At 69.7% G+C, this 26160-nt stretch carries 14 protein-coding genes and 1 other RNA gene; 7 read left to right on the forward strand and 8 right to left on the reverse strand.

What is annotated here, in order from left to right:
- Window positions 1-501 (forward strand): hypothetical protein (locus tag R5W23_RS10975; RefSeq protein ID WP_320686358.1); only part of this gene is annotated, 501 nt, incomplete at its 5' end.
- A 220-nt stretch (window positions 502-721) separates the two neighbouring features.
- Here R5W23_RS10975 and R5W23_RS10980 read toward each other — a convergent pair.
- Both R5W23_RS10980 and R5W23_RS10985 read right to left on the reverse strand, forming a co-directional pair.
- Window positions 722-1264 (reverse strand): hypothetical protein, encoded by a 543-nt coding sequence (locus R5W23_RS10980; RefSeq protein ID WP_320686359.1) that lies wholly within the window; start codon window positions 1262-1264, stop codon window positions 722-724.
- Window positions 1265-1380: 116 nt separating this feature from the next.
- Window positions 1381-3234 carry a TolC family protein gene (locus R5W23_RS10985; RefSeq protein WP_320686360.1) on the reverse strand — a complete coding sequence of 618 codons (1854 nt, stop codon included), beginning with the start codon at window positions 3232-3234 and terminating at the stop codon, window positions 1381-1383.
- A 175-nt stretch (window positions 3235-3409) separates the two neighbouring features.
- Here R5W23_RS10985 and R5W23_RS10990 point away from each other — a divergent pair, with 175 nt between their 5' ends.
- A complete protein-coding gene (locus R5W23_RS10990) occupies window positions 3410-6154 on the forward strand; it encodes a mechanosensitive ion channel domain-containing protein (RefSeq protein ID WP_320686361.1) in 2745 nt (914 codons plus the stop codon).
- A gap of 243 nt (window positions 6155-6397) precedes the next feature.
- Here the strand turns inward: R5W23_RS10990 and R5W23_RS10995 are convergent, their stop codons facing one another.
- Both R5W23_RS10995 and R5W23_RS11000 read right to left on the reverse strand, forming a co-directional pair.
- Window positions 6398-9997, reverse strand: a complete 3600-nt coding sequence (locus R5W23_RS10995) for a tubulin-like doman-containing protein (RefSeq protein WP_320686362.1) — start codon at window positions 9995-9997, stop codon at window positions 6398-6400.
- A gap of 618 nt (window positions 9998-10615) precedes the next feature.
- Window positions 10616-11638, reverse strand: a complete 1023-nt coding sequence (locus tag R5W23_RS11000) for a ThuA domain-containing protein (protein WP_320686363.1) — start codon at window positions 11636-11638, stop codon at window positions 10616-10618.
- 217 nt (window positions 11639-11855) lie between these two features.
- Between R5W23_RS11000 and R5W23_RS11005 the strand changes: the two genes are divergently transcribed.
- Together R5W23_RS11005 and R5W23_RS11010 are read left to right on the forward strand one after the other, a co-directional pair.
- Window positions 11856-14264 carry a S9 family peptidase gene (locus R5W23_RS11005; RefSeq protein ID WP_320686364.1) on the forward strand — a complete coding sequence of 803 codons (2409 nt, stop codon included), beginning with the start codon at window positions 11856-11858 and terminating at the stop codon, window positions 14262-14264.
- A 149-nt stretch (window positions 14265-14413) separates the two neighbouring features.
- A complete protein-coding gene (locus tag R5W23_RS11010) occupies window positions 14414-15349 on the forward strand; it encodes an N-acetylglucosamine kinase (protein WP_320686365.1) in 936 nt (311 codons plus the stop codon).
- Between the two features lie 3 nt (window positions 15350-15352).
- Here the strand turns inward: R5W23_RS11010 and R5W23_RS11015 are convergent, their stop codons facing one another.
- From R5W23_RS11015 to R5W23_RS11025, 3 genes are all read right to left on the reverse strand, one after another.
- Entirely contained in the window at window positions 15353-16273 is a 921-nt protein-coding gene (locus R5W23_RS11015; RefSeq protein WP_320686366.1) for a hypothetical protein, read from the reverse strand.
- 16 nt (window positions 16274-16289) lie between these two features.
- Window positions 16290-17489, reverse strand: a complete 1200-nt coding sequence (locus R5W23_RS11020) for an anhydro-N-acetylmuramic acid kinase (protein ID WP_320686367.1) — start codon at window positions 17487-17489, stop codon at window positions 16290-16292.
- Window positions 17490-17705: 216 nt separating this feature from the next.
- Entirely contained in the window at window positions 17706-18491 is a 786-nt protein-coding gene (locus R5W23_RS11025; RefSeq protein ID WP_261186772.1) for a gamma-glutamyl-gamma-aminobutyrate hydrolase family protein, read from the reverse strand.
- Window positions 18492-18694: 203 nt separating this feature from the next.
- Between R5W23_RS11025 and R5W23_RS11030 the strand changes: the two genes are divergently transcribed.
- A complete protein-coding gene (locus tag R5W23_RS11030; protein ID WP_320686368.1) occupies window positions 18695-19249 on the forward strand; it encodes a PepSY domain-containing protein in 555 nt (184 codons plus the stop codon).
- A gap of 333 nt (window positions 19250-19582) precedes the next feature.
- Here the strand turns inward: R5W23_RS11030 and glnA are convergent, their stop codons facing one another.
- A complete protein-coding gene (glnA, locus tag R5W23_RS11035) occupies window positions 19583-21022 on the reverse strand; it encodes a type I glutamate--ammonia ligase (RefSeq protein WP_320686369.1) in 1440 nt (479 codons plus the stop codon).
- A gap of 278 nt (window positions 21023-21300) precedes the next feature.
- On the opposite strand from glnA, the gene ssrS reads away from it, so the two are divergent.
- Both ssrS and metH read left to right on the forward strand, forming a co-directional pair.
- Window positions 21301-21509, forward strand: a non-coding RNA gene (gene ssrS / locus R5W23_RS11040) — 6S RNA.
- Window positions 21510-22382: 873 nt separating this feature from the next.
- The gene (gene metH, locus R5W23_RS11045) at window positions 22383-25979 is read left to right on the forward strand and encodes a methionine synthase (RefSeq protein WP_320686370.1); all 3597 of its coding nucleotides are present in this window, start codon (window positions 22383-22385) and stop codon (window positions 25977-25979) included.
- Window positions 25980-26160: the final 181 nt, after the last annotated feature.

Below are 26160 nucleotides of genomic sequence, written 5' to 3' on the forward strand. Positions count from 1 at the left end.
CTCGGGCCACCGCTGTCACTGAGCGCCGAGGGGGCCAGGCGGGCTCAGGCCAGGGCCGAGGAAAACTTGTCGAAGATGGCCCGCAACGTGGTGCTCCCGGTCCCGTGCCCGAACTGCGGGTGCTACCAACCCGACATGGTTGACCGGCTCCGGACCGAAGGGACGAGCAACGCCCCGGTGATCGCCGGCTTGATCGTCGCCGTGCTCTCGCTCATTCCCCTGGCGTTCAGCGTCCCCTACATTTGGGTCGCCACGGTGGCTGGGGTGTCCGTCGGGCTCGGGCTGATCGGTTACGCCGACTGGGCGGCCGCCCGGTGGGACCCGAACGCCGGCAACTCCGAGCCGCGGAAGGCCCGCGGCCGCAAGCGGGCGGTGTGGGGCGAGCAACTCGACCGGCTGCTCGCCACGGACCTGGGTGCCGGCCCCGCCCCGACCGCGCGAGCGGTCTGCGGCCAGGCCACAGGCGCCGAACCGGGCGCGGCACCGGACACGGTCACGTAGTCTGTTTCCCAGTGCTCCCCGCGGGCAGCTTGCGGCCCGCGCGGTTAAGGTGCGCCGGCATCGGGTTCGCGTTTAGCTCACTGCGTTGCAACAGGCCGATGTTGCGTCGGCCGAGCGAATCGCGTCGCATACAGCTTTCCGCGGACCGGGTCGAAAAGTAGGCGCAACCCGATACGGCCGCCCGGCCCGCGCGCCGACACATACGGGCCGGGCGCGCCTGTCACCCGATCACCCCGCCGCCCGGCGGCGCGGACCGCATCTCTTCCCACTCCTCGCGCACCTTCCGCAGTCCCAGCGCGCACACCTCGAACTGGTCGCTCAGCCGGCGAAACAGGCCGGCCTCCTCGTCATGGTGCCGCTCCTCTTCGAGCCGGCTGGTGAGCATGTACCCGCGCTTGCCCTGGGCGGTGTAGTTCACGAACGCGTCCTTGCACGCCCGCGACCGCATCCGCTCGACGGCCTCCGGGTACACCCCGGTCCAGAACAGCGCGAAGTCCCCGATGTGGCGGTAGTAGTCGCACTGGGTGCGCCCGCCCGCCGGGAGGCGCGCGGCTTCGACCACCATGTCGGTCAACTCGGTGAGCGGTTGACCGCCGTCGCCGCGCAGTCGGAACACGGCGTCGTTGTGAATGAACCGGGCGAGCAGCGAGGAGAGGTAATCCGTCAGGGGCGGGTCGGCCACGCCGAGATGGGAGAAGAAGGCGTGTTCGGCGAGCCCCGCAAACAGCCGCCGCAGCGGGTGCTCAGGGGGTGGGTTCCACATGACCGTCGAATCCTCCGTTCGGTTCCGACATTTCGACACGGGCTCAGTGCCCGGATTTCAGCATGCCAAAATGGCGCTATGAAATCAACATCGAATCGGCCATCGGAAAATGTCACTTATTTCCCGTCCGGCACTTTCGGTACAACCTCGCGCGTCTCCTCGATCACCACCGGGGAACGATTTTCGGGCGGCAAAGGAGCCCCCGGCACCGAAACCCACTCCTGCACGGGCAGCGGCACCGCCGGTTTTGGCGAGGGCAACGGAGGCGCCACGTCCGGTAAGGGCACCTTGAGTTCCGGCGCCGCCGGCGGGGCGGTGACCGAAACCGGCTCGGCCCTCACACTTGGAACGACCGGGAGCGGCTCCGGTTGCGCGGGGGCGTTCATCCGCGGCTGCCCCTCGCCCGGCGGTTCGGTCGTTGCGGCCGCTGCTGGGGTCACCGCTCCGGCGAGGCACTGGGCCGGGTGCCCGAGCGCCCGGTACAGCCGGAACTGGGCGCGGTTGTAGTCGGCCACGGCGGCGAAGAAGTCGGTGTTGGCCTGCGCGAACGCTTGCACCGCCGCCACCGCCTCCTGCGGGCGGACCACGAGCGTGAGCGCGTCCCCGACCCGTCGCGTCTGGCCCAGCCCCTCCGTGCTCTTTTGCACCAGTTCGATCGCCTCCCGGAGCGCCGGCTCGGCCGCGTTTAGGCGCAGTGCCGCCGCACGCACCTGGGCGAACGCCGTCGCCACCTCCGCCGCGATGCGGTCCTGTGTGCGGAACAGCTCGAGCGTCGCCAGTTCGTGCTCCGCCCGCCGCTCGTGGACCCGGGCCCGGTTCCCGAGCCCCAGCGCCGAGAACTCCCACAAGAGCTGAACGTCGATGTCGAACCGGCCGTCGAAGTTCTTCAGGTCCCCGGAGCGCCCGCCGCCGAACGTCCCGTAGCCCAGCGAGCCGCTGGGGTTGGTGGACACGCTGCGAACGGCGAGGCTCGGCACCAGCGGGCGGATCTTCTCCTGTTTCAGCCGCGCCAGCGTCGCCTGAACGAGCGCCTGGTTGCCCGCCAGTTCGGGACGGGTGGAGAGGGCAAGGGGGATCAGGTCGTCGACGGCCACGGTCGGGTCGATCACCGTGACCGGCAGGAACGCGGGCTCCGCCGGCTCGACCACCGCCGCGGCGTCCAGTCGCAGGACGCGGGCGAGTTCGGCGCTGGCGGTGCGCCAGCGCTCGCGCGCCGCGGCCACCGCGAGCTTGCGGCGCCCGAGTTCCGCACGCGCCCGGTGCTCCTCGGCGGGCGGCGCGAGCCCCTTCGCGAGTTCCGTGGTCTTGCGGGCCAACTCCTCCGCGCGGGCCTCGGCGGCCAGCGCGCCGGCCAGGTCGCCCCGCGCCTGCTGGATCCCGAAGTACGCCTCGGCCGCGGCGAGCGTAGAATCGTTGGCGGCGCTCTGCTGCTGGGCCTGCCGCACGCGCAACTCCTGGCGCGCGGCGAGGGGCGCGTACACGGCGTCCGAGAACGAGAACACCACGTTCGGCCCGAACCCGGCCATGAACGTGTTCCGGTTCGACTTCACCAACTCCCCGGCGAAGTTCTGCTGCGGCCCGGTGTGCGCGAAGTAGTCGGTACCCAGCGAGACGTTCGGCAGCCAGAGCACCCGGGCGCGGTCGTACACCGCCGCCGCCGCGGCCACCTGCTGCCCGGCGATCTGCACGTCCAACGGGCGCGCGTTCGACAGGCGGAGCGCCGTGGCGAGGTTGATCGGGAGCGGCCTGTCCGCGGGCTCCAGCGGCGGCGCCGCATTCACGACGGGAGGTTTACCGGCGCTCAACGATTTGGGCGGTGACGCGATGCCGGTTGCACCGGGCCGCGTCTGGAGTTGCCCGCGGGCGGTCGAGGCGGGGCGGTCGAGGAACGTGTCCGCAGTGCTGCACCCGGCCGCGGCTCCTGAAACCGCAACCGCGCACGCGAACAGGGAGCGGCGGACTCGCCTCATCCTTAAACCGCCTCGGGCCGGAGTTCGTACCGAACTGGAACGTATTTCGCTCGGCGCATAGCGAACCGGTGCGAAACACGCAACCGCAACCGCCCGGCCACTTCCGGCGGCGCCGGCGAGTAACTAAACTCACCGTGCCGCGGATGTTGCACCCAAACCGCACGCGCGAGACACCATGCTCCCCACCCGGATTCGCCTCGCCGCTCCTCTCCTGATCGCCGCCCTGTGCCTGTTAGCCGGCGCGGGCCGATCGGACGATAAGAACGCGCCTCCCAAACCGGACCCGGCGCAGGCGCGTAAGGCGTTCGAGGACCAGCTCACGGGCCACACCGCCGACGAACTGAAGCCGCTCGCCGAGCGGCTCGCGCAGGAGTGGGTGGGGCACAAGGGCGCGGTGGACGTGGCCCACGGGCGCCTCACCCTTCGCGTCGCAGACGCGACCAAGGCCCGCCAGCAGGTCACCGACCTCAAGCCGCCGGCGCCCGGGCCGATCTCGCTCCAGCCCGACGACGCGGCGATCAAGGCCGAACAGGCCCGGGGCGATTACCTCACCGCCCGCGTGCGTGCGCTCGAGGCCGTTCATTCGGCCCTGCTCGCGGTCGGCGGCGCGGGTGCGGAGTTCGATCGTGTCGCACAGGCCGCGGACGACCTCCTCTTCCGGTTGAAGGCTACGGCGACGGCGGCGGTAAAGGCGGGCGCGGGCGACCTGCCCGACGCGATCGCGCCGCAGCAGCTCGCCGCCGCCGCCGCTCAACTCAAGACGCGCACACAAGAAGCAAAAACGGCTACCGAAAAGGCCAAAAGCGATCTCGGCGCGCTGGAGAAGGAACTTGCCGACGCCCGAGCCGCGGTGACCGGCTCCGCGGCGAAAGTCGAGGCTCTGAAAGGCGCCCAAACCGACGCAACCGCGACGGCGCAGTACGAGAGCCAGATTCGCCTGATGAACCCGCAGCGGCTCGCGGACGAGATCGCCGGGCTCCGTCAGGTGCTGGCCGAGAAGACGGCTGCGGCCGTCGGGGACGCCCGCGACTTCCACGCGGACCGCGCCGCGGTCCGTGACGCGCGGGCCGCGGTCGCCTGGGTCAAGGAGCCGCTCCCGCCGGCCGGTGCGGCTCCGTTCGACGCGACCACCCCGCTACCGAAGGCGGTGGAAAAGCTCAGGGCGGCACAGCAATACATGGCGGCCCGGCTTCGCACCGCCGACGAGCGGGCCGACAAGGAGAAGGCGCTCGCGGCGGCGCTGGACGAGTTGGAGAAAAAGACCGTCGCTTACGCCACCACCCTTGATGCCGCCCGTCGTGCGGTGACGCGCCTGGGGCTGATCTCGACGGAAATCGGCCGCCGCGTCGCGGCCGGCGACCTGGACCCTGCGAAAGCGCCGGACGCGAGCACGAGCGTCGGCCGCGCCGCCCTGGAGAGCGACGCCCACGAGGCGGCACAAGCCCTGGCCGAGTTGCGCCAGGAACGCGACGCCCTCCGCAAGCCCGACGCCGACGCCGACAACGTTAAGAACCTCACCGCGCAGCTCCACGCCCGCGTGTCCGAGCGGCTCGCGCTGCTCAACGAGCTCCAGAAGCTCGGGACCGATCTCGCGCTCGCGTACAAGGACCGCACCGAGGCGGAGCAGAAGCGGCTCGACCAGCGGGCCGCCGAGCGGCTCGCCCGCGAGGCCGGCGAGTGGGACTGGGCGCTGGCGTTCGACCGCTCGAAGCCCGCGCTGGGCGCGGCCGAGCTGCTCGCCGCGTACTACCGCGAGCTGGTCGACGGCGACGAGCGGGCCGACAACCTGAAGCGCCAGCGCGAGGTCATCGACCAGCTCGTGGACCTCACGACGCGCGAGGCCGCCGACGCCGCGAAGCTGCGCGCGGTTCTGGCGCGGCGCTCGAACGCGACCGCAGAGACCCGCGGGTGGGACGAATGGCTCAGTGCGCAGCTTACTCCCAACGGGCTGCGCGCCGAAGCGGCCACTTACCAGAACGAGGCCGCCCGGCTGAGCGCCGTTGCCGCCGCGGCGGCGCGGCGGGTGGAAGCCCTGACCGGGAACGCGGCGCCCGAGCCCGCGAAGTTCGCCCAGCAGACCAAGCTCCCGGCGGGCGGCGGCGAGATCGGTCGTGCCCGGGCCGAACTCCAGGACGCCCGGCTCCGCGGGCTGCGGGCCACCGGCATCAAGGTCGGACTGATCCTGCTCGGCGCGCTGATCCTGCCGGCGGTGGTGCTGCTGACCCTGCGCCGGGGCATGCGGGGCGGTACCGACGCGGCGGGGAACCCGTCGCCGGTGCTGGCGGTGCTGCGCCGCGGGGTGCGGGCCGCCACCTGGGGGGCGGCGGTTGCCCTCACCCTCAGCGTGCTGGGGTACGACGTGACGGCGCTGGTGATTGCGCTGGCGATCGGCGCGCTGGCGGTGGCGCTCGCCGCCCGGCCGATGATCGCCGACGTGCTCGGGTCGGTCGTCATCTTCGCCGAGCGCCGGTTCCAGGTCGGCGACGTGGTCCGGCTCGGCGACATCGAGGCCGCCCGGGTGGTCGACATCACCTGGCGCTCGACCGCCCTCAAGACCTCCAGCGGGCTGGTGTTCAGCGTACCGAACCGGAAGGTCACGGAGTCGGCGCTGGAGAACCTGTCGAAGGGCACGGAGACTTACGACACCCTCGCGGTGACCGTGAGCACAGACAAAGACGCCGGCAAGGTGATCGGCGTGATCCGCGCGGCGGTGGGGCAGTGCAAGAACGTGTCGGCCGAGAACGGGGTGACGGTGCTGCGGTACACCCAGAAGGGGAGCGTGAAGGTGGTGGAGTACCGGTTCTGGTGGTTCCTCAAGGACTACGAGACCCGGAACAAGACCCGCGATGAGGTGTTCGCGCGGATCGCACTGGGACTGGCGCACGAGGACATGAGCGGCATCGAAGTGACCCTCGGGTAAGAGCGGATTGGTCACGAAGACAGAAGAGGATTGGCCACAAAAAAGCACAAAGGGCACAAAAGAAAACCAGGACGAAGACAGCAGAAATGTGTTGAACTCACTCCTCTGCTTTGGTCCTTGGTTCCCTTTTGTGCCCTTTGTGCTTTTTTGTGGCCGATCCTCTTCTGTCTTCCTCTTCGGTTTTCTTTTGTGCCCTTTGTGCTTTTTTGCGGCCAATCCTCTTCATCTTCTTCGCGGCTTTGCTCAGGGCGCGTCCACGTCGAGCCAGGCGGTGACGTCGAGCCGGGCGTGAGCGCTGCACTGGGCGACTTCCGGGATCGTCCGGTACGCGTCGGCCGCGGCCGGCCCCAGGTGCGGCAGCGCCGCCAGCGGCACCGACGCCCACTCGCGGTAGATGGTCAGGTCGTCGCGGCTCTCCGCGATCGGGAGCCCGGCCACCGGGATCGCGCGCCGGGCCAGCTCGCGCAGGGCCTCGCCCGACGCCCCGGCCGGGCAGGCGAGGACGGTCACCTCCGAGCCGGCCCACGGGCCGTTGCCGACCCACGCCGGCTCGGCCTCCTGGTACGCCTGCTCGATCGCGCGTTCGGCCTGCTGCGGGGTGCGGAACCGCTCGGCGAACATCGCCGCCAGCCCCACCTCGCCGAGCCGCCGGTCGAGGTGCAGCCGGGTCTCCTCGAACACCACCGCGATGACGCCCTCGACGCCCGCCGACGAGTTCAGGCACACCTGGAACAGCCCGCCGGTCTCCGGCTCCAGCACCGACTGCACCCGGCGGTCGATCTCCGCCAGGTCCGCGTCGGTGAGCACCTTTAGGAACCGGTCCACGGCGTCGCCGAGGCTGACGCACCCGGCGGGCATGAGCCGGCGCAGCGACACCGGCGGCTCCGGCGGCTCCTCCGGCACGCTCGCCGCGGCGGCCGCCATCCGCTGCCGCGCCACCGCCACGTCCGCGACTTGCTCGCTCAGCGTGTCGCGGACGGTCTGGTAGGCGCCGACGAGCTGCCGGAAGGTGACCGCCTGGAACCGCGCCCGCGGGTACAGGCGCAGCGCGTCGGTCAGCTCCGCGGCGCTCGGCTTCCACATGCCCCGCTGGTAGTGGGCGTAGTGCGACAGGCACTCGAACCCGCTCACCGCCTTCGCGTCCAGCTCGGCCGCCAGTTGCGTGTACCGCTCGATCAGCCGGTCGGTGGTCGCGAGAAACTGGCGGAACAGCTCCTCCGTGCCCGCCAGCCGGAACTCGGCGTCGTCGACCAGAACGGGCGCCAGGGTGCGGAGGTCGAGGGCGAACGCGGCGGCGGCGTCCGCGGCGACCTTGGCGACGGCCTCCTCGAGCGCGGTGAGCGGGCGCTTCAGCGCGGCGGCGGGCGGTCCCAGCAGCCGGTTGATGGTGTCGAGGGCGACGCCCACCTGGGTGGGCTCCGGGAGCCGGTTCAGCCACCCGCGCGGGACCAGCGGCTCGGTGGCCGCGGCCGCCCGCTCGTCGATCTTCCCGCCGGCCGCCTGTTCGGCGGCGAACTGAAGGTGCCCGAGTATCGTGTCGGGGTCCAGCCCGAGCTGGGTCCACCGCTGGGCCGCGATGCCGGGCATCTGCTCGCGCACCCGCTTGAGGTCCGGGGCGGCCCACCGCTTGAGCAGCGCGCGGCCCACCGTCGCGGCGGTGCGGGACACCACCTCGGCCCGGGGCCAGTCGAACGTCGCGATGCCGAACGCCCCGACCGTCACCCCGCGGGGCCGCTCGTCCCGGTCGTGTTCTTCGGCGGCGCGGGCCTCGTCCGCGGCCCGCCCCACCTGGGCGAACAGGTCCAGCCGGATGCGCTCGGCCGCGTCGCCGAACGGCCGGAGCGCGGACAGGGCGGCGCTCGGGTCCGGGGTGCGCTGGGCCGCGAGCGAGATCACCCGCGACCCCGGCTTGTTCGCCGCCCCGGAGCCGGGCCGGGGGCGCGCGCCCGGGTTCGGGATGTTCGCCGGGGTGCGCCGCGCCACCGGGCTGACGCCCGAGCCCGGCGGGGAGCTCGGGCCGGCGGCCGGCCCGGGCAGCAGGTAGCACCGCGCGAACGGGGCGTCGGTCTCTTTCACGAACCCGCTGCGCTCGTCGTAGTGGGCGGTGAACACCGTGTCGGGCCGGCTGTAGTGGTTCAGCTCGGTGAGGGCCGCGTAGGTGTTGCCCAGCGCCTGCGGCGGGGTGAGCGTCGCGTCCGCGGGCGGGACCACCATCAGCCCGCGCACGTCCGGGCGGTCGTAGCCCATGCGCTTCAGCCGGCTGCGCACCGCGTACGCCAGGTCGAGGAACATGCCGCCGCCGGTGCCGCCGCCGGTGCCGGCGACGACGTACACCCGGGGCCGGTTGGTGCGCCGCTTCAGCCCGGTCCGCGCCTCCGTGAGCAGCAGCGCGTCGGGGGCCACCGCGGCGTCGATCTCGGCCTGCACCTTCGCCATGATGAAGCGGTAGTGGTCCAGGAACGCGAGCCGGCCGAACAGCCGCACCCCGAGGGTGAGCGGGTTGCGGGGGAGCTTGTACAGGAGCTGCGGGTCGAACCACCCTTCGGTGAGCGAGCGGCCGTTGAACCGCGGCTTGAGGTAGTGGCCGGCGCGGTTCAGCCGGGCGGGGAACACCTCGTCGCTGCTGAGGGCGGCGAGCCGGTCGCTGAACCGCTCGCGCCCGGCCTCCTCCAGGCCGTCCGGGTCGGTGTCGATGTACAGCGTGCGGAGCGCCGGCGTGGTCGCGGGCGGGCCGTACCGCTCGTGCAGCTCGAACCGGAGCCGCTGGATCACCCGCAGCCCGGCGTTCCCCAGCCCGATGACGATCGCGGGCTGGAGCGGGCCGTCGCCGCCGAGTTCCGGCGGGGCCGGGGTGAACACCGGGCCGTAGATCTCGCCGCCGCGCGACGGGGTGTCGTCCGCGACCGACACGAGCGCCGCCGCCGCAGCCGCGCCGGGCGGAGCGATGTTGGGCGGCAGGCCGATCATCGTGGGCGTGTCGTTGTCCGCCGCGGGGTACTTCGGGAAGACGCCCGAGGGGGCCGGCGCGCCGGCGAGCGAGCGGACCAGCGAGGCGACGTTGGGCCACCGGTCTTCGGGCTTCTTGGACAGCGCGCGCGCGAGCGCGGGCCGGTCGTTCGGCGGGCTCGGGGTCAGGTTCGGCGGCAGGTTCAGGTGCTGCATGAGCAACTGGCTCATGCTGCTGCCGTCGAACGGCCGCACCCCGGTCAACAGCTCCTGGTACACGCAGGCCAGGCTGTACTGGTCGCAGTAGCGGGTGATGACCCCGTCGAACGTCTCAGGGGCGGCGTACACCGGGGTGATGCCGCCGGTCACCTCCGCCATCAGCCCCTGGAGGTCCTTCACCTGCCCGAAGTCGGCCACCTTCACGTGGTTGTACAGGAGGAACAGGTTCTGCGGCTTGATGTCCAGGTGCTGGAGCTGGAACTGGTCGTTGAACAGGTCCAGCACCTCGGCGATCTCGGTCATGTACTGGAGCAGCTCGTCCCGGGGGATGCCCGGGAGCCCGCGGTCGCGGCACTCGCGGAACCGGTCCCACAGGTTGCAGTCGGCCAGCTCCATCACGATCATGAGCCGGCCGTCGACGATGTCGTACCGGTCGAGCGCGAGCAGGTACGGGTGCCGCACCTGCTGGACCCGCTTGAGGGACTTGAGTTCCTGCTCGGCGTACCGCACCAAGTCGTTGTCCCGGGACCGCAGGTCGCCGTGGATGATCTTGATGGCCTTGAAGATGCCGCCGGGGGCCTCGCAGCGCCACACCTCGCCGAACCCGCCGGCGCCGAGTCGGTCGAGCAGTTTGTAGCCCGAGATCGGCTCGACCTGGGCTTCGAAACGAACAGACATCGGGCGTGCCCCGTCGTGCGGAGGGGTAGCGGGTGCGAACGAACTAGGGGAACCGTAGCACAGGATTTCGGGCCGGGGCTGAAGAACTGGCCGGAGCGGGAAGGTGCAGCGACTGCAAGAGGTTGCGCGGCCCGGATCCACTGGCAGCGGGGCTCGCGGCTCCCTTTTGTGGCACAACGGTGCGCACGCCACGAACGGGCTGCGAGAACCGCCCGCGCGTTCCCGGTCGCGCCGGCTTATTCTTGCAAGCACCTTCCTGGTAAGCATTTGCGTCGCAATAGCGATGCGACGCCGGGACCTCGCTCCGCTCGTTCCGCCGCTCCACATGCGGTTCGGGCTGAAAATTCGTGGGTAGCGACCACCCAGCGAACGGGTAGCCCGTGAGCAGTCGACCGTCAGCGAATGTCCCGTCTGCGCCCCAGCGGAGCACCCACGTGCGGTACGGGAGCCTCGTTGCGGCGCCGTCCGGGCGGATGGCGGACGCGGTCCGGAGGGGAAGCCGGCGATCGGTGGGGGAATCTTGTCCATCACACGACTGATGGCACCGCGCGCCGCGGAACCCTGTTCCGTGCGGCGGAGAGCCGGCCGCCCCGCCGCACGGAACGGGTCCGGTCCGAACTACTTCACCAGGTCTGCCGGCTTCACCGGCTGCTTGACCCACTCCGCGGTCCCCTTGAACCGGAACGGCGTCGGCTTGTACTCGCCCACGAGGTCCACGTTCGCCTTCTCGGGGATCTTGTCCTCCAGTCCGGCGGCCCAGAGGCACCCGTTCACGATCAGCCGACGGGTCCCCTCGAACTCCAGGTCCTGCGACGCGCCCATTGTGGTCGTGAACGCACGCCCGGTCTTGTCCCCCGCGGCCTTGTAGGCCTTGGTCCACGCGACCGGCATCATCGGATCGTTCTTCTTGTTCTTCACCGCGGGTGAGTCCGGCTTCAGGGTCTCGGTCACCTCGCCCAGCAAGAGCGGCGTGCAGTCGGGCAGCGGGAGCGTGACCGTGTACACGTCCGTGGTCCCGAACACGCTGCCGGGCGCGACGCCCTTCAGGATGGCGTGCCCCTCCTGCCCCTTCACGACGACCCCGCGGGTGCCCTCCTTGCCGTGGGCGCCGTGGTGCGCCACCCACTTCTCGCCGAGCACCCGCTTGCCGAACCCGCCCTCCCAGCCCGGCGCCCCGCTGCCGTTGTTGAACCGGGCGAACGGGCTCGTTTTCGGGATGTCGTTGAACGCGTGCGTCGAGGTCCGCAGCCCGACCACCGGTTTACCCGCGTCGATGTAATCGGCGATGTGCTGCATCTGGTCGTCCGGCAGCTTGAGGAACCGGGTGAAGACGACGAACAGGTCCGCCGTCTTGAGCGCGTCGAGGCCCGGAACGTTGCTGATGTTCGGGTTGACGGTGCCGTCCTTGGGGTCCACCGTGAACAGAACCGTACACTTGAACCCGTGGTGCTTCGAGAGGATCTTGGCGAGCTGCGGGATCGCCTCCTCCGAGCGGTACTCCTGGTCCCCGCTGACGAGGACGACGTGCTTGCCCTTCCCGGGGCCGGCGCCGCCGTCGAGGACGATCGGTTTGTCTTCGGCGCGGGCCGACGGCGGCGCCGCGAGCAGGGCGAGGAGTGCGAGCAGGCGGGTGAGTTTCATGGCGGGGTGTGGGGTGAGAGGTCCGAACGGAACCCGCCCCGGCCTCCCGCGGAGGTGAGGCGTGCCCTTCTTCAGGGAGGGGCACCGCCGGGGTAAAACGTTGGCGCCGGGGTCTCGCGTCGGGCTGTTCGCGGCGCCACCTCTCCTACTCGGGAGAGCCGGGGGTGGGTTTCTAACGCCTCAGTATACTGCCTGAACGACGTTCGGGAGGGCAGCCATGTTGCGTGCGTTCTTGTGCGGGGTGTTCGTGTTGTTCAGTTCCGTAGACGCGTTCGGTCAGGACGGCTACCAGAAGCCGCCGCAAGCGGTGCTCGACATCCTCGACGCGCCCGCCCCCCCGGGCCTCTCGGTCTCGCCCACGGGCGAACACATCCTCCTGGTGCAGACCGCCCGCTATCCCTCGATTGAAGAGGTCGCGGCGCCGATGCTGCGGCTCGCGGGGCTGCGCATCAACCCCAAGACCAACGGCCCCGCCCGCCCGGCGCGGGCCACCGGGCTGGCCCTACTGCCGGTCACCGGCGGGGAGCCGAAGGCGCTCGCCCTGCCCGAACACGGTCGGATCGGGTTCCCCCTCTGGGCGCCCGACGGGAAGCGGTTCGCGGTGGAGAACTTTACCGACGCGGGCATCGAGCTGTGGGTGTGCGCGCTCGACGACCCGAAGCTCGAACCGGTGAAGGGCGTGCGGCTGAGCGCCGCGGTCGGCTCGTCCGTCCAGTGGATGCCCGACGGGCGGTCGCTGCTCGTGCAACTGGTGCCCGACGGGCGCGGCGAGGCCCCCCGGCCCCCGGCCGCGCCCGTCGGCCCCGTGGTGCAAGAGAGCGGCGGCACGGCGGCGCCCGTGCGCACCTACCAGGACCTCCTGAAAGACCCGCACGACGCGGCACTGTTCGAGTACTACTGCACCTCGCAGCTCGCGGTGGTGAGCGGGGAGCCCGGCAACCCGACTGTCCGGAACGTGGGCCGGCCGGCGATCAACATCGGCTCCGACCCCTCGCCCGACGGCCAGTTCGTCCTGGCGTTCCGCGCGCAGAAGCCGTTCTCGTACCTGCACCCGTACACCGCGTTCCCGCGGGCCGTCGAGGTGTTCAAGTCGAGCGGGGAGCGGTCCGCGACCGTCGCCGAGTTGCCGCTCCAGGACAAGGTGCCGATCGAGGGCGTGCCGACCGGCCCCCGCGCGATCCGGTGGGTCCCGACCCTGCCGCACGCGCTCATCTGGGCCGAGGCGCGGGACGACGGCGACCCCAAGAAGAAGGTCCCGCACCGCGACGCGATCGTCACCGCGACCGTCGGCGCCGAGGCGGTCACGGGCACCGAGCTGATGAAGGTCGAGCACCGGTTCGCGGGGCTCGACTTCTTCCCCACCGGTAACCGGATGCTGGTCCGCGACTACGACCGCGACCGCAAGTGGGGCCGCACGTTCCTGGCGGCGAGCAGCCCGGTCCTCGCGGACGAGCCGAAGCTGCTGTTCGAGCGCTCGGTGCAGGACCGGTACGGCGACCCCGGCGCGCCGCTGCTGCGCCAGCTCCCGAGCGGGCACTCGGTGATCCGCACCGCCGGCGACCCGGCGGGCGACACCATTTTCATGAAGGGCGACGGGGCGAGCCCGAAGGGCGACCGCCCGTTCCTCGACCGGTACGACCTCCGGACGCAAAAGGCCGAGCGCCTGTTCCACTGCCCGGAGGGGAGCTACGAGGAGGTGGTCCGGGTGCTGAACGGCACCGGGACCAAGTTGCTCGTCCGGCGCGAGTCCGTGAGCGAGCCGCCGAACTACTTCTTCCGCGACGGCCCGCACGAGAAGCCGCTGACCACGAACGCCGACCCCGCGCCGGAACTCCGGAAGGCGAAGAAGCAGCTCGTGACCACGAAGCGGGCGGACGGCACCGCCATTTCGTTCACGCTGCACCTGCCGCCGGGCCACAAGGACGGCGAGAAGGTGCCGGGGGTGTTCTACGCGTACCCGGTGGAGTTCGCGTCCGCCGACACCGCGGGGCAGGTGACGGGGTCGCCGCACCGGTTCACCGCCGTGAGCGGGTACTCGCACCTGTTCTTCCTCACCCAGGGGTACGCGGTGATGGAAGTGTCCATGCCGATCGTGGGGCCGCCGGAAACCGCGAACAACAACTTCGTGGACCAGCTCAACGCGAACGCGAAGGCGGCGCTCGACAAGGCCGCCGAACTCGGCGTCGATCCCGCGCGGGTCGGGGTGATGGGGCACAGCTACGGCGCGTTCATGACCGCGAACCTGCTCGCGCACGGCGACCTGTTCAAGGCGGGGATCGCGCGGAGCGGGGCGTACAACCGGACGCTCACCCCGTTCGGGTTTCAGAACGAGCGCCGCACGTTCTGGGAGGCGCCCGAGGTGTACGGTCGGATGTCGCCGTTCTACTACGCGGACAAGATCAAGGAGCCGCTGCTCCTGATCCACGGCGCCGCCGACAGCAACCCGGGCACGTTCCCGGTGCAGAGCGAGCGGATGTACCAGGCGGTGCGCGGCGCCGGAGGTACGGTGCGGCTGGTGCTGCTCCCGCACGAGGACCACGGTTACGCCGCGCGCGAGTCCATCGGGCACGTGCTGTACGAGCAGATCGCGTGGTTCGACCGGTACGTGAAGGGCGCGAAGAAATAAAAGAAAAGTGTTGGCCGCACGGAAGCGCGCCGAGCACAAAAGGAAGACACGAACGAGGCCCGGCACGCGCGCCGGGGCGTTCCCGGACCCACCCTTACGGCCGTTACCGCGGCCGCCCTTTTTTGCTGCCTGACATCTGCGGAACCCACATGACCGACGCGCAACCTCTGGTCATCGGCATCGACGGCGGGGCGACGAAGACGATTGCGGTGCTGGCCGACGCCCGCACGGGCGCCGAACTGGGGCGCGGCGAGGGCGGGCCGTCGAACATTCAGGCGGTGGGCGTCACGTCGGCCCTTCACGAGCTGAACGCGGCGGTCGTGGGCGCGTTCAAGGCCGCCGGTGTGTCGCGGCGGCCGGTCGCGGCGGCGACGCTCGGCCTCGCGGGGGTGGACCGCGCCGAAGGGGCGGACGTGATCCTCGGGTGGGCCGACCTCGTTCAGCTCGCCCACAAGGTGAGCGTCGCGAACGACGCGACGCTACTGTTCGCGGCCGGAACGCCCGACGGGTGGGGGCTGGCGGTGATCGCCGGGACGGGCTCGATCGCCTTCGCGCTTGATGCCCAGGGCCGGGACGCCCGCGCCGGCGGTTGGGGCTACCTGCTCGGCGACGAGGGGAGCGCGTTCCGGACGGGGTTGCTCGGGTTGCGCGCCGCGTGCCGCGCCGCCGACGGCATCGGGGAGCCGACGGCGCTGCTGCCGGTGCTGCTGAAGGAACTCGGCTCGAGCGACCCGCGGGAGTTCATCCCCGCGGTGTACCGGGGGAAGTGGGACAAGGCGGCGATCGCGGCGCTGGCGCCGCTGGTTCTGGCCGCCGCCGCGTCCGGTGACGCAACGGCGCGGGGCATTTTCGAGCAGGAGACGCGCGAACTCGCGCAAACGGCGGCGGGGGCGGTGCGGGCCGGCGGATTGCCGACCGAGGGTGTGCCGGTAGCGCTGACGGGCGGGCTGGTGGTCCAAAACGCGGCGTACCGCGAGCGGTTCCTGAGCGAGCTGCGGGCTTGCGGGGTGACCCCGGGACCGGTGGGCGTGGTGGACGCCCCGGTAACGGGCGCGGTGGTGCTCGCGCGGAAGCTCGTGGGCTGAAGGTCACTCCGTGGTGAGCAGATCGTCCCAGCTCGCCGCGTCGAAGATGCGGTCGATAATGCGTTCTAATCGTCCGCGATCCGACATCGATTGAATCGCCATGCTCACGGTCGGCGTCGCCCCGCCGAACCGCTTCGCCCCAAGTCTCAATACGGTCCGCCGCGCCGCTTCGACGCTGCCGATCTCCTTGCCGATCTCCTTGCCGCGAGCGATCCAACTGTTTACCAGAGCGGATTCTTCCACGTTCCAGCCCTCCAGTTTTCGTTGCCACGTGTCCCGGCCGCTCGCCTTCTCAGCGAACACCAGCGCCAGCCCGCCAATTTCGCTCTTGCGCCGGGTGTTTGGCTCAGCTTCCGCGAGCGCTTTCCAGTAGTCGATGAGGTCGGGCTGATCGCCGCCGGTCATAAGCGGCGCCCACGGTAGCAGCACCCGCGACCAGCGCCCGGATTCGATTCCGGCGAGCAGGTCGGCGGCGGATTCGCTCGCAAGGTTGCGCTCGGCGACGGCCAGTTGCGTGAGCAGCCCCGCCGCGGGCCAGTTCATTGCACGTGATGCGAGCCCGTTACCGGTCAGGTTAACAACCGCCGCGCCGAGGTGAAAGCGGCTCCCGCGCTCGGCATCCGGTTTCCGCTCCATCCACAGCTCGGATAAGTAGCCCAGTAACCGGCCGAACATTTCTGGATCGGGTTTCGTCTGGAATTCGATCGCGACGAGCCACGGCACACCGGCCTCATCGGCACGTGTGAGATGCGCAACTGTATCGGATGTGCGGTCCGGGGCGCCCGGAAACGGCACGCCTCGCGTATCAAGCCAGCCGCGGAACCCGAACTCGGCGGCCGGCAGGTTGAGCAGCCACGCAACGAACGCTGCGGCGTCGAGACGGGCCGCGAACCGACTCGCTTGATCGTAGTGGTTATCCGGCATGCGATCGCCTCGTGGGTCACGCGGCCCGGTTCGCACGCGGGTAATCGCCCGTCTGGTCTGCGAGCCATGCCGAGCACCGCGCCCAGTTCCGGCCGTCGCCGGGCGAGATCTGACCCAGCAACCGGCCCCCCGCCGCGCCCGTGAGGAGGGGCAGGTTGCCGGGCACGCCGTCACACGTTAGCGCCGCGAGTACGGCGGCGGCGGCAGCGTTCCGAGCCAGCGCGGGCACGCCGGCCGCGTCGGCCCGCTCGACGCTCCCGGCGAACTGCTTCGCCACGAGTTGCCACAAGAACCCGTTCCGCACCCCGCCGCCGGTGAGGAGCACCCGGCGCGGGCCGTCGGGGCGCATGTGCGGCGCCCGGCACGCCGCGCCGATCGCGCGGGCCGCCAGGTGCGTCGCGGTGCAGAGGAGGTCGGGGAGCCCGCCGCCGAGCAGCCGGGCCGACTCGAACGCCGCCAGAAGGAAGCTGCGCCCGAACGCTTCGGGGTGAACCGTTTTGGGAAGCGCCCGGGTGAGGTGCGGGTGGTCCGCCCACCGCGCGAGGAGCGGTTCCAGGCACCGCCCCTGAACGGCGTGCTTGCCGCCCAGGTCGCTGAACTCGCGCCCCTTCGTGCCGTGGAACAGGATCTGGTCGAGGAGTTGGTTGCCGGGGCCGGGTTCCCCCCCGAACGCCGTCGGGATCGTTCCGCCCGCCGGGAGCAGGAACACCTGTGACACCGCACCGAGGTGGACCAGCAGGCGCGACTCGGTGGGGTCGCGAAAGAGGATGTAGTCCGCGACCGCGGTGACCGGCCGCCCTGCGCCGCCCGCCGCGCGGTCGCGGTCGGCGAACCCGTGCAGGACGGTCACGCCGGTCTGCTCGGCGACCCGCTCGGCGACCTCGGCCCACCGCACCGCCACCGGGGCCGCGGGGCGGGTGGGTTCGAGGAACCCGATCGCGAACGCGTCGCGGGGGGACACTGCGGCCCGGGTCAGCGCCTGCCGGGCGGCGAACACGAGCGTCTCGGCCGCCGTGCGGACGACCTCGGGCGCGAGCGGCGCCGGAGCCCCGTGGGCGGCACGGAACGCGTCCCGCACGCCGGGCGGGAACGCGACCCTGGGGGCCGCGACCACGCGCAGCGCGAGCCCCAGCCCGAGCCCGTCGGCCCGGACCGCCGCGGCGTCCACGCCTTCCAGCCCCGAGCCGACCGACAGGCCGATGAGGGTGCGCACCATCGAGAGGGTTCCGGGTTCCAGGTTTGATCGAACGAACGGGGCGCTGGTGCTCGGACCTGGAACCTGGGGCTGACACCGAATCCGATTGATGAGTAACTGCTTTCTGTAGCCGGCCTCTGTGAGGCCGGTGGTACACGGGTAGTGTCGCACCGGCCTCACAGAGGCCGGCTACAGGGTGCGGCGCGGATACTCATCAACCGGGTTCACGTATGAGAGCTACGCCGCGGCCAGCACGCCGTCCGAGTTCCGCACGGCGGCCTGCACGAAGCAGTCGAAGATCTGCACGTCGAGGGCGCTGGCGGTGTCCGCCTCGGGGTGCCACTGCACGCCCACGCAGAACCAGTTCGGGTCGGTCGATTCGATGGCCTCGATCACCCCGTCCGGGGCCTTCGCCGCCACCCGCATCCGCTTGCCCATCTGGTTGATCGCCTGGTGGTGCGCGCTGTTCACGCGCAGCTCCTGGGTGCCGTAGATGTCGTCGAGCCGGGTGTTCTCCTCGATCAGCACCATGTGCCGGTGCGGGGCGCCGGTCTGGTCGAAGTGCGGCAGCGCCTTCGGGTTGTCGGCCGGCAGGTGCATGTACAGCGTGCCGCCGGCGAACACGTTGAGCTGCTGCATCCCGACGCCGATCCCGAGCACCGGGATCTTGCGCTCGAAGATCTTGGCCAGCAGGTACCGGTCGGCGTCCTCGCGGCGGGCCGGCATCGGGTTCACGACCGCGGTGAGCGGCTGGCCGTTGCGGCGCGGGTCCATGTCCGCGCCGCCGGTGAGCACGATCCCGGCGCACTGGTTCAGCAGCGCGTCGATGTCGGCCAGGTTGTCCTTGCGGAGCGGGGGCAGGACCAGCGGCAGCCCGCCGGCGGCGACGATGGCGTCGAGGTACCCGACGTTGACCTTGGCGAACGCGGCGCCGTTCTTGGGGGCCACGATGTCCGCGTTGACCGCGATCAGCGGGCGGGCCGGCGGCGGGGTGGGTTCTTTGTCTTTGGTGCGGGTGGCCATTGCAGCGCGTCCTCCGTGACTCAACGTGGCCGGACATCGTGCCCGGCGGAGCGAGTTAAGAAGTGTAACGGCCGCAAAATCGGTATTTCAAGCCCAAGTTCGCGCGCCGCAAAAAATTCGGCCAAGCGGTCGGGCTGGCCCGTCCGGCGCCCGCCGGTTACGATTGGAACCGTTCTGAACACGTTTGGAACGAGGGCGAGCCCGTGAGTCAGGCGGCGTGGCGGAAGTGGCACCGGTGGGTCGGGTTTGCGGCGGCCCCGTTCTTGCTGTTCGCGGCCCTCACGGGCATCGCGGCCGGCGTCGCCGAGATGACGAGCGAGGACGAAGAGGCGCGCGAGAAGGCCCGCGAGCGGGTCAGCGAGGTGAAGCTCCCGGCCGCCGGCGGCACCGCGACGGACCCGGTCGCAAAGGCCCTCGCGGCCGCCGCGACGCGAGCACCGGCGGCCCCCGTGGACAAGGTCACGGTCGATTTTAAGGCCGTGCCGCCGACAACGACGGTGTTCCTGGGGAAGCCGGCTGGCGGCGAAGACAAGAAGCTCGTGTTTCACGCCGAAACGGGTGAGCTGCTGCGCGAGGAGCGGTACGAAGACAAGCCGTTCTTGACCCGGCTCCACAGCGGCGAGGCGTTCGGCGACTGGGGACTGGTGTTCGGCACCGCGTGGGGCGCCGGCCTCGTCGTGGTGACGCTGACCGGACTGGCGATCTACTTTGCGATGCGCAAACCCGATCGAAAGGGGCTGGCGCGCGTGTTCTGGTGACCCGTCTCTCGTTCCGCCCAATGTTTCGTGTCGCCTTCCGCTTCGCCCGGCCTCAGTTTGGTTGTGAACGCGCCGAGCCGGTGCGCGCGGCCCCGAGTGATACCGAATCCGGTTGATCCGTATCCACGCCTGCATTCTGTATCCGGTCTCTGTGAGGCCGGTGCGACATCGGTCGTATCGCACCGGCCTCACAGAGGCCGGCTACAGAGTACCGTTACTCTTCAATCGGATTCGGTATGAAAACCTCGTCCTTGACGCCGGCGGTCACGCCGCACCCACGATCCGACAAGCGCACCGCTCCGGGGTGCTGTGCCGTGTCGGGCGCCCTCGCCCTCAACTGTCGAAGTACAGCGCGAACTCGTAGGGGTGCGGGCGCACGCGGATCGCGGACACCTCCGTCCGCCGCTTGTAGTCGATCCAGGTCTCGATCACGTCCTCGGTGAACACGCTGCCGTGCAGCAGGAAGTCGTGGTCCCGCTCCAGCGCGGTGAGCGCCTCGTCGAGCGTGCAGGGGGTCTTGGGGACGTTCTGCAACTGCTCCGCGGGCATGTCGTAGATGTCTTTGTCCAGCGGCTCGCCGGGGTGCGTCTTGTTGCGGACGCCGTCGAGCATCGCCATCAGCATCGCGGCGAACGCGAGGTACGGGTTCGCGGCCCCGTCCGGGATGCGGAACTCGAGCCGCTTTGACTTCGCCCGCGACGAGTACACCGGGATGCGGACCGCCGCGGACCGGTTCCGCTGGCTGTACGCGAGGTTCACCGGCGCCTCGTACCCGGGCACCAGCCGCTTGTAGCTGTTGGTGGTGGGGTTGGTGATAGCGCACAGCGCCGGGGCGTGCTTCAGCAGCCCGCCCAGCGCGTACATGGCCGTGTCCGAGAGGCCCGAGTAGTCGCTCCCGGAGAACAGGTTCACGCGGTCGCCGCCCTTGTCCTTCCACAGCGACACGTGGACGTGCATCCCGCTGCCGTAGTCCTCGAACAGCGGCTTGGGCATGAACGACGCGGCCTTGCCGTGCCGCCGGGCCACGTTCTTCACAACGTACTTGTACTTCAGCACGTTGTCGGCCATCGCGACGAGGTCGTCGTACCGCACGTTGATCGCGCACTGGCCGCCGCTGGCCTTCTCGTGGTGGTGGCTCTCCACCGTCATCCCGCACTGCATCATCGCCAGCATCATCTCGCTGCGCAGGTCGTGCAGCGCGTCCTGCGGGGGGCACGGGAAGTACCCCTGCTTGTACGGGATCTTGTACCCCAGGTTCGGGCGCTCGTCGCGGCCCGTGTTCCACTGCCCCTCGCCCGAGTCCACGTAGTAGAACGCGGAGTGCGGGGTCTGGTCGAACTTCACGTCGTCGAACACGAAGAACTCGAGCGACGGCCCGAACATCGCGGCGTCCGCCACGCCGGTGGACTTCATGTAGTTCACGGCCTTGCGGGCCACGTTCCGCGGGTCCCGCGAGTAGTCCTCCTTCGTGAGCGGGTCCTGGATGTTGCACAGCATCGCCAGGGTGATGTCCTTGCAGAACGGGTCGATGAACAGCGTGTCCGGCTGCGGCATCAGCAGCATGTCGGACTCGTTGATCGCGACCCACCCGCGGATGCTGGACCCGTCGAACCCGATGCCGTCCTCGAACGCGTTCTCGTCGAGCACCTCGGCGGGCACGGTGAAGTGCTTCCACAGCCCCGGGAAGTCCATGAACCGGAAGTCGACGGCCTTCACCTCGCGCTCGCGGAGCAGCGCCAGGACTTCGCGTGGGGTGCGCACGTGGTTGGACATGGGGGGACGTTCCGTAAGCGGCCCGGTCACTTCAGCGGGGATGCGCGAACGCGGAGAGAGGAGCGTGCGCCCGAGTTGTTATAGGGACGAGGCGCCGCCCCAACCCCTAACTCGTCCGCCACGCGGTTAGTGGTACGAGGGGCCGACGGCCGCTCCGACGGACGCAACGTGTCAGGCAGATCGATACGATCCGTCCGTTGTCGATTTTTCGCTCCTTTGGCGCCGGCGCCGCGCAGACACTCGGTTTGATTTGCTCGCGCCCTGAGGGTATTATGAGTTCGCCTCTGCGGTGTTCGTGATGCGTCGCATTCAATTGGCGAACCTACACTAACCTGCTTGGGAGCCTTTATTTTAAGGCTCGAGCCGCGCGCAAGCCCATCCCCGGTTTCGGCCGGGATTGTAGTGGGATCCGCTCACGCTCGGGCGAGGTTCCCTTCTCAATAGCGGGTTCCCAACCGGCGGCGCACACGGCACAGGCGGAGGCGTTTTCTTTTTCGGGACATTCGTTTTTTTCTGCTCTCCCCCCTCCCTGCTCCGTTCTCGGCTTTCCAAATCACTTTCCCGCAACGAATTACGCCTCACAGGGAGAGACCGGTCCGGTCGCGGGGCCTCACGCCCGCGACCCCTTGACTCACGCAGGTCGCGAGCCGCGTGTCGGCGTGAAGTGCTGGAAACTTCAGTACTTTTCAATTTTTGCCACTGACATCGCGTTGGCAGTGGCTTCCCCGTTGACACAATCGGCGCAGCGGGTATCGTTCCCCCCATGACCGAGACGCAACCGACGCGAGGAATCGGGATGATCGTTACCCGACGAACGCCTCTGTCCAAGTCACCGCTTCCGCGTCGGAGAATCAGCCCCGGCCTAAACTCCGCGACCGCCCGTTAGCGGCGGTCGCGGCGAACGGCCGCGATATCCTTCCCGCCCCTCGCTCCGGCGGGCCAAGTCCACGAGACACACGGCGACCCTTGTTTGGTTCACGGCTCTGCGCGCCGTGAGCGGGGGCTTCGTCGTTACGACGCACGGCAACCGGGCCGGTTCGAGGCCCTTCGCACCCGCCGCAAGGATCGCGCCGGGAGTGGTGTTAGGGACGACGCCCGGGGCGGACACGCTTCCCCGCCCCGCTGCGAAGGGCCGTTGGAACCCGAACCGGACCGGCGTGCGGCCTGTGGCACGGACGCCACGGCAGGTCGCGGCCGACTCGCCCACGGAAGGTGCGAGTCGGCCGCTCACTTTTTGATCGGGTCGCAAGCCGCATATAAGTTCCGGCCGGTCCGCGGTTCCGCCTTGCGGACGTTAAGACTTGCGACTTCAATTCGGTATAACAGCCACACACGCACCCTGAGCACCAACAGGCGCCCCATGCCGAGTTCCTTCCGCCACCCGTTCCTCGACCTCGCTCGCGAGCGCGTCGTCATCCTCGACGGCGGGATGGGCACCAGCCTCCACAAGTACAAGCCGACGGAGAAGGACTGGGGCTACTCGTCCGCCGGCAAGTCGCTGATGAACCTGTCGGACGCGCTGGTGTACACGCACCCCGACTGGATCCGCGAGATCCACCGCGGGTTCTTCGCCGCCGGGTGCGACGGGGTCGAGACCAACACCTTCAACGCGAACGCGATCGGCCTCGGCGAGTTCGGCATGGCCGACCGGCTCGACGAGATCAACCGGCTGAACATCCGGCTCGCGAAGGAAGTGGCCGCCGAGTTCGCCACCGCCGACCGGCCGCGGTTCGTGATCGGCAGCGTCGGCCCCGGCACCAAGATGCCGTCGCTGACCGACCCGGCCATTTACATCGACTTCGACCGGCTCGCCGACGCCTACCGCCCGCAGCTCCGCGCGATGATCGAGGAGCGCGTGGACGCGATCCTCGTCGAAACGTGCTTCGACCTGCTCCAGGCGAAGTGCGTCGCGATCGCCGCCGTTGAGGAGATGAAACGCGCCGGCGTGCGGCTCCCGCTGATGGTTCAGCTCACCATCATCGACGCGAACAAGAAGATGCTCCCCGGCACCGACATCCCCGGCGCGCTGGTCGCGCTCGACCCGATCGACGAGATCGACGTGGTCGGGATGAACTGCGGGGTCGGCCCGGACCTGATGAGCGACGACATCCGCCACCTGAGCCGCCACAGCCGCAAGCTCCTCAGCGTGCTCCCTAACGCGGGCATGCCCGAGACGCGGGGCGACGAGACGTACTTCCCGCTCGACCCCGCGGGGCTCGCCGCGTGGCACGAGCGGTTCGTCGCCGAGTACGGCGCCAACATCATCGGCGGCTGCTGCGGGACCACGCACGCGCACCTGAAGGCCGTGTGCGACAAGCTCTCCGGGCGGAAGCCCGCGGCACGCACGCCCGTGTACCTGCCCGCCGTGTCGAGCCTGCAAAGCGCGCAGGAGCTGCTCGTGGACCAGAGGCCGCTGCTGGTCGGCGAGCGGACCAACACGAACGGCTCGAAGAAGTTCAAGCAGCTGCTCGAAAAGGACGACTGGCACGGGCTCGTTGAGATGGCGAAGGAGCAGGAGCGCGAGGGCGTTCACGTGCTCGACGTGTGCGTGGACTACGTCGGCCGCGACGGCGTCCGCGACATGAAGGAGGTCATCAAGCGGTACAACGAGGTGCTGACGAAGCCGATCATGCTCGACAGCACCGAGCTGAACGTCATCGAGGCCGGGCTGAAGCTGTGCTCCGGTAAAGCGCTCATCAACAGCATCAACCTCGAGGACGGCCGCAAGACGCTCGACCCGAAGACGGTCCTCGCGAAGAAGTACGGCGCGTCGCTCGTCGCGCTCACCATCGACGAGAAGGGGCAGGCCGACACCGCGGAGTGGAAGTTCGAGGTCGCCAAGCGGATCTACGACATCGTCGTCAACGAGTACGGCATCCCGCCGACGGACCTGCTGTTCGACCCGCTCGTGTTCCCGGTCTCCACGGGGCAGGAGCAGACGCGCAAGAGCGCGCTCGCCACCTTCGAGGCGATTCGGCTCATCAAACAGAACCTGCCCGGCGCCCTCACGCACGTCGGGCTCTCGAACTGCTCGTTCGGGCTGTCGCCGTACACCCGGCAGGTGCTCAACAGCATGTACCTGCACTACGCGCTGGAGTACGGGCTCGATTCGGCGATCCTGCACGCGGCCAAGATCATGCCGCTGGCCTCGATCGACGAGCGGGGCCGGGAGCTGTGCCGGCGGCTGCTGTTCGACGAGCGCGTCTTCGACGCGGCGGGCAACTGCGTGGAAGACCCGCTCCAGATGCTCATCGAGCACTACGCGGACAAGAAGAGCGAGAGCAAGAAGGCGCAGTCGCTCGGCGACACGGCCGAGGAGCGGCTGCGCCAGGCGATCATCCAGGGGCGCCGGGAGTCGCTCGTCGCGGACCTCGACGCGGCCCGCGCGAAGCACTCGCCCATCGACATCATCAACAACGTCCTGCTCGACGGGATGAAGGTGGTGGGCGACCTGTTCGGCAGCGGCCAGATGCAGCTCCCGTTCGTGCTCCAGTCCGCCGAGGTGATGAAGGCCGCGGTCGCGTACCTCGAACAGTTCATGGAGAAGGTGGAGGGCGCGGAGAAGGGCAAGATCGTTCTCGCCACCGTGAAGGGGGACGTCCACGACATCGGCAAGAACCTCGTGGACATCATCCTCACGAACAACGGCTACAAGGTGTACAACCTCGGCATCAAGCAGCCGGTGGACGCGATGATCTCCGCGTTCAAGGAGCACAAGGCGGACGCCATCGGCATGAGCGGGCTGCTGGTGAAGTCCACCGTCATCATGAAGGAGGACCTGATCACACTGAACGAGCGCGGCCTGGCCCCGCCCGTGATCCTCGGCGGCGCGGCGCTGAACCGGCGGTACGTGGAGCAGGACCTGCGGTCGATCTACAAGGGCGAGGTCTTCTACGGCGCGGACGCCTTTGAGGGGCTGCACGTCATGGACGAGCTCGCGCGCCGCAAGAAGCACGACATCGGCCGCGCGAGTCCCACACTTACGAAAATCGCCGAGAGGCGAGCGGGTCGCGAGATCGGTGGAAGCGGCGGAACCGCGACCCTCGACCCCGCGCCCCGCGCACGCACCGCACCGCGCACGCCCCGCGCCGACCTGCCGCCACGGTCGCCATCGCTGCCCAAGGCGCCGGACGTGCCCGTGCCGCCGTTCCTCGGGTCGAAGGTCCGCACCGACTTCGATATGAACGAGGTGTTCAAGTTCGTCAACGAGCTGACGCTGTTCAGCACCCAGTGGGGCTTCCGCAAGGGCGGCGTCGACCCGGCCGTGTACGCGAAGCAGATCGAGGAAGTGGCGAAGCCCGCGCTCGCCCGGCTGAAGGCGCAGTGCCTCGCGGAGAACATTCTGCGCCCCGCCGTGACCTACGGGTTCTTCCCCGCGGCCAGTGACGGCACCAAGCTCACGATATACGAGGACGACCACAAGACGCCGCGCCACACCTTCGACTTCCCGCGCCAGGAGTTCGGCGAGTTCCTGTGCCTGTCGGACTACGTCGAACCGACCCGCGACGGCAAAGCCGTGGACTACGTCGGATTCATGGCGGTGACGATGGGCCGCGAGGTCACCCGCGTGGCGCAGGAGTGGTACAACGCAAACCGCTACCAGGACTACATGTTCCTGCACGGGTTGGGCGTCGAAAGTGCGGAGGCGCTGGCGGAATACTTCCACCAGCAGCTCCGGCGCGAGTGGGGCATCGGAGCGGACGACTCGCCGGTGATTCAGAAGCTGTTCAAGGGGCACTACCGCGGGTGCCGGTACTCGTTCGGTTACCCCGCGTGCCCGAGCCTCGAGGATCAGGGGCCGCTGTTCCGGCTCATCGACCCGACCCGCATCGGGATCACACTGAGCGACCAGTTCCAGCTCGAGCCGGAGCAGAGCACCACGGCCATCGTGGTCCACCACCCGGACGCCAAGTACTTCGTCACGACGCGCGGCGCGGACTGTGCAGCGCCCGAGTAAAGGCAAAGAGTGTTCACCGCAGAGGGCACGAGAGGGCACAGAGAGAAGGCAGGAGAAAGAGTCAACCGCAGAGGCACAGAGAGAAGGCAGGAGAGAAAGAGTGCTCAAAAGCTCTTCTCTCCTGCCTTCTTCTCTGCGCCCTCTCGTGCCCTCTGCGGTGCACACTCTTCGTTTTACTCGG

The sequence above is a fragment of the Gemmata algarum genome (genome assembly GCF_034097035.1).
Taxonomy (GTDB): Bacteria; Planctomycetota; Planctomycetia; order Gemmatales; family Gemmataceae; genus Gemmata; species Gemmata algarum.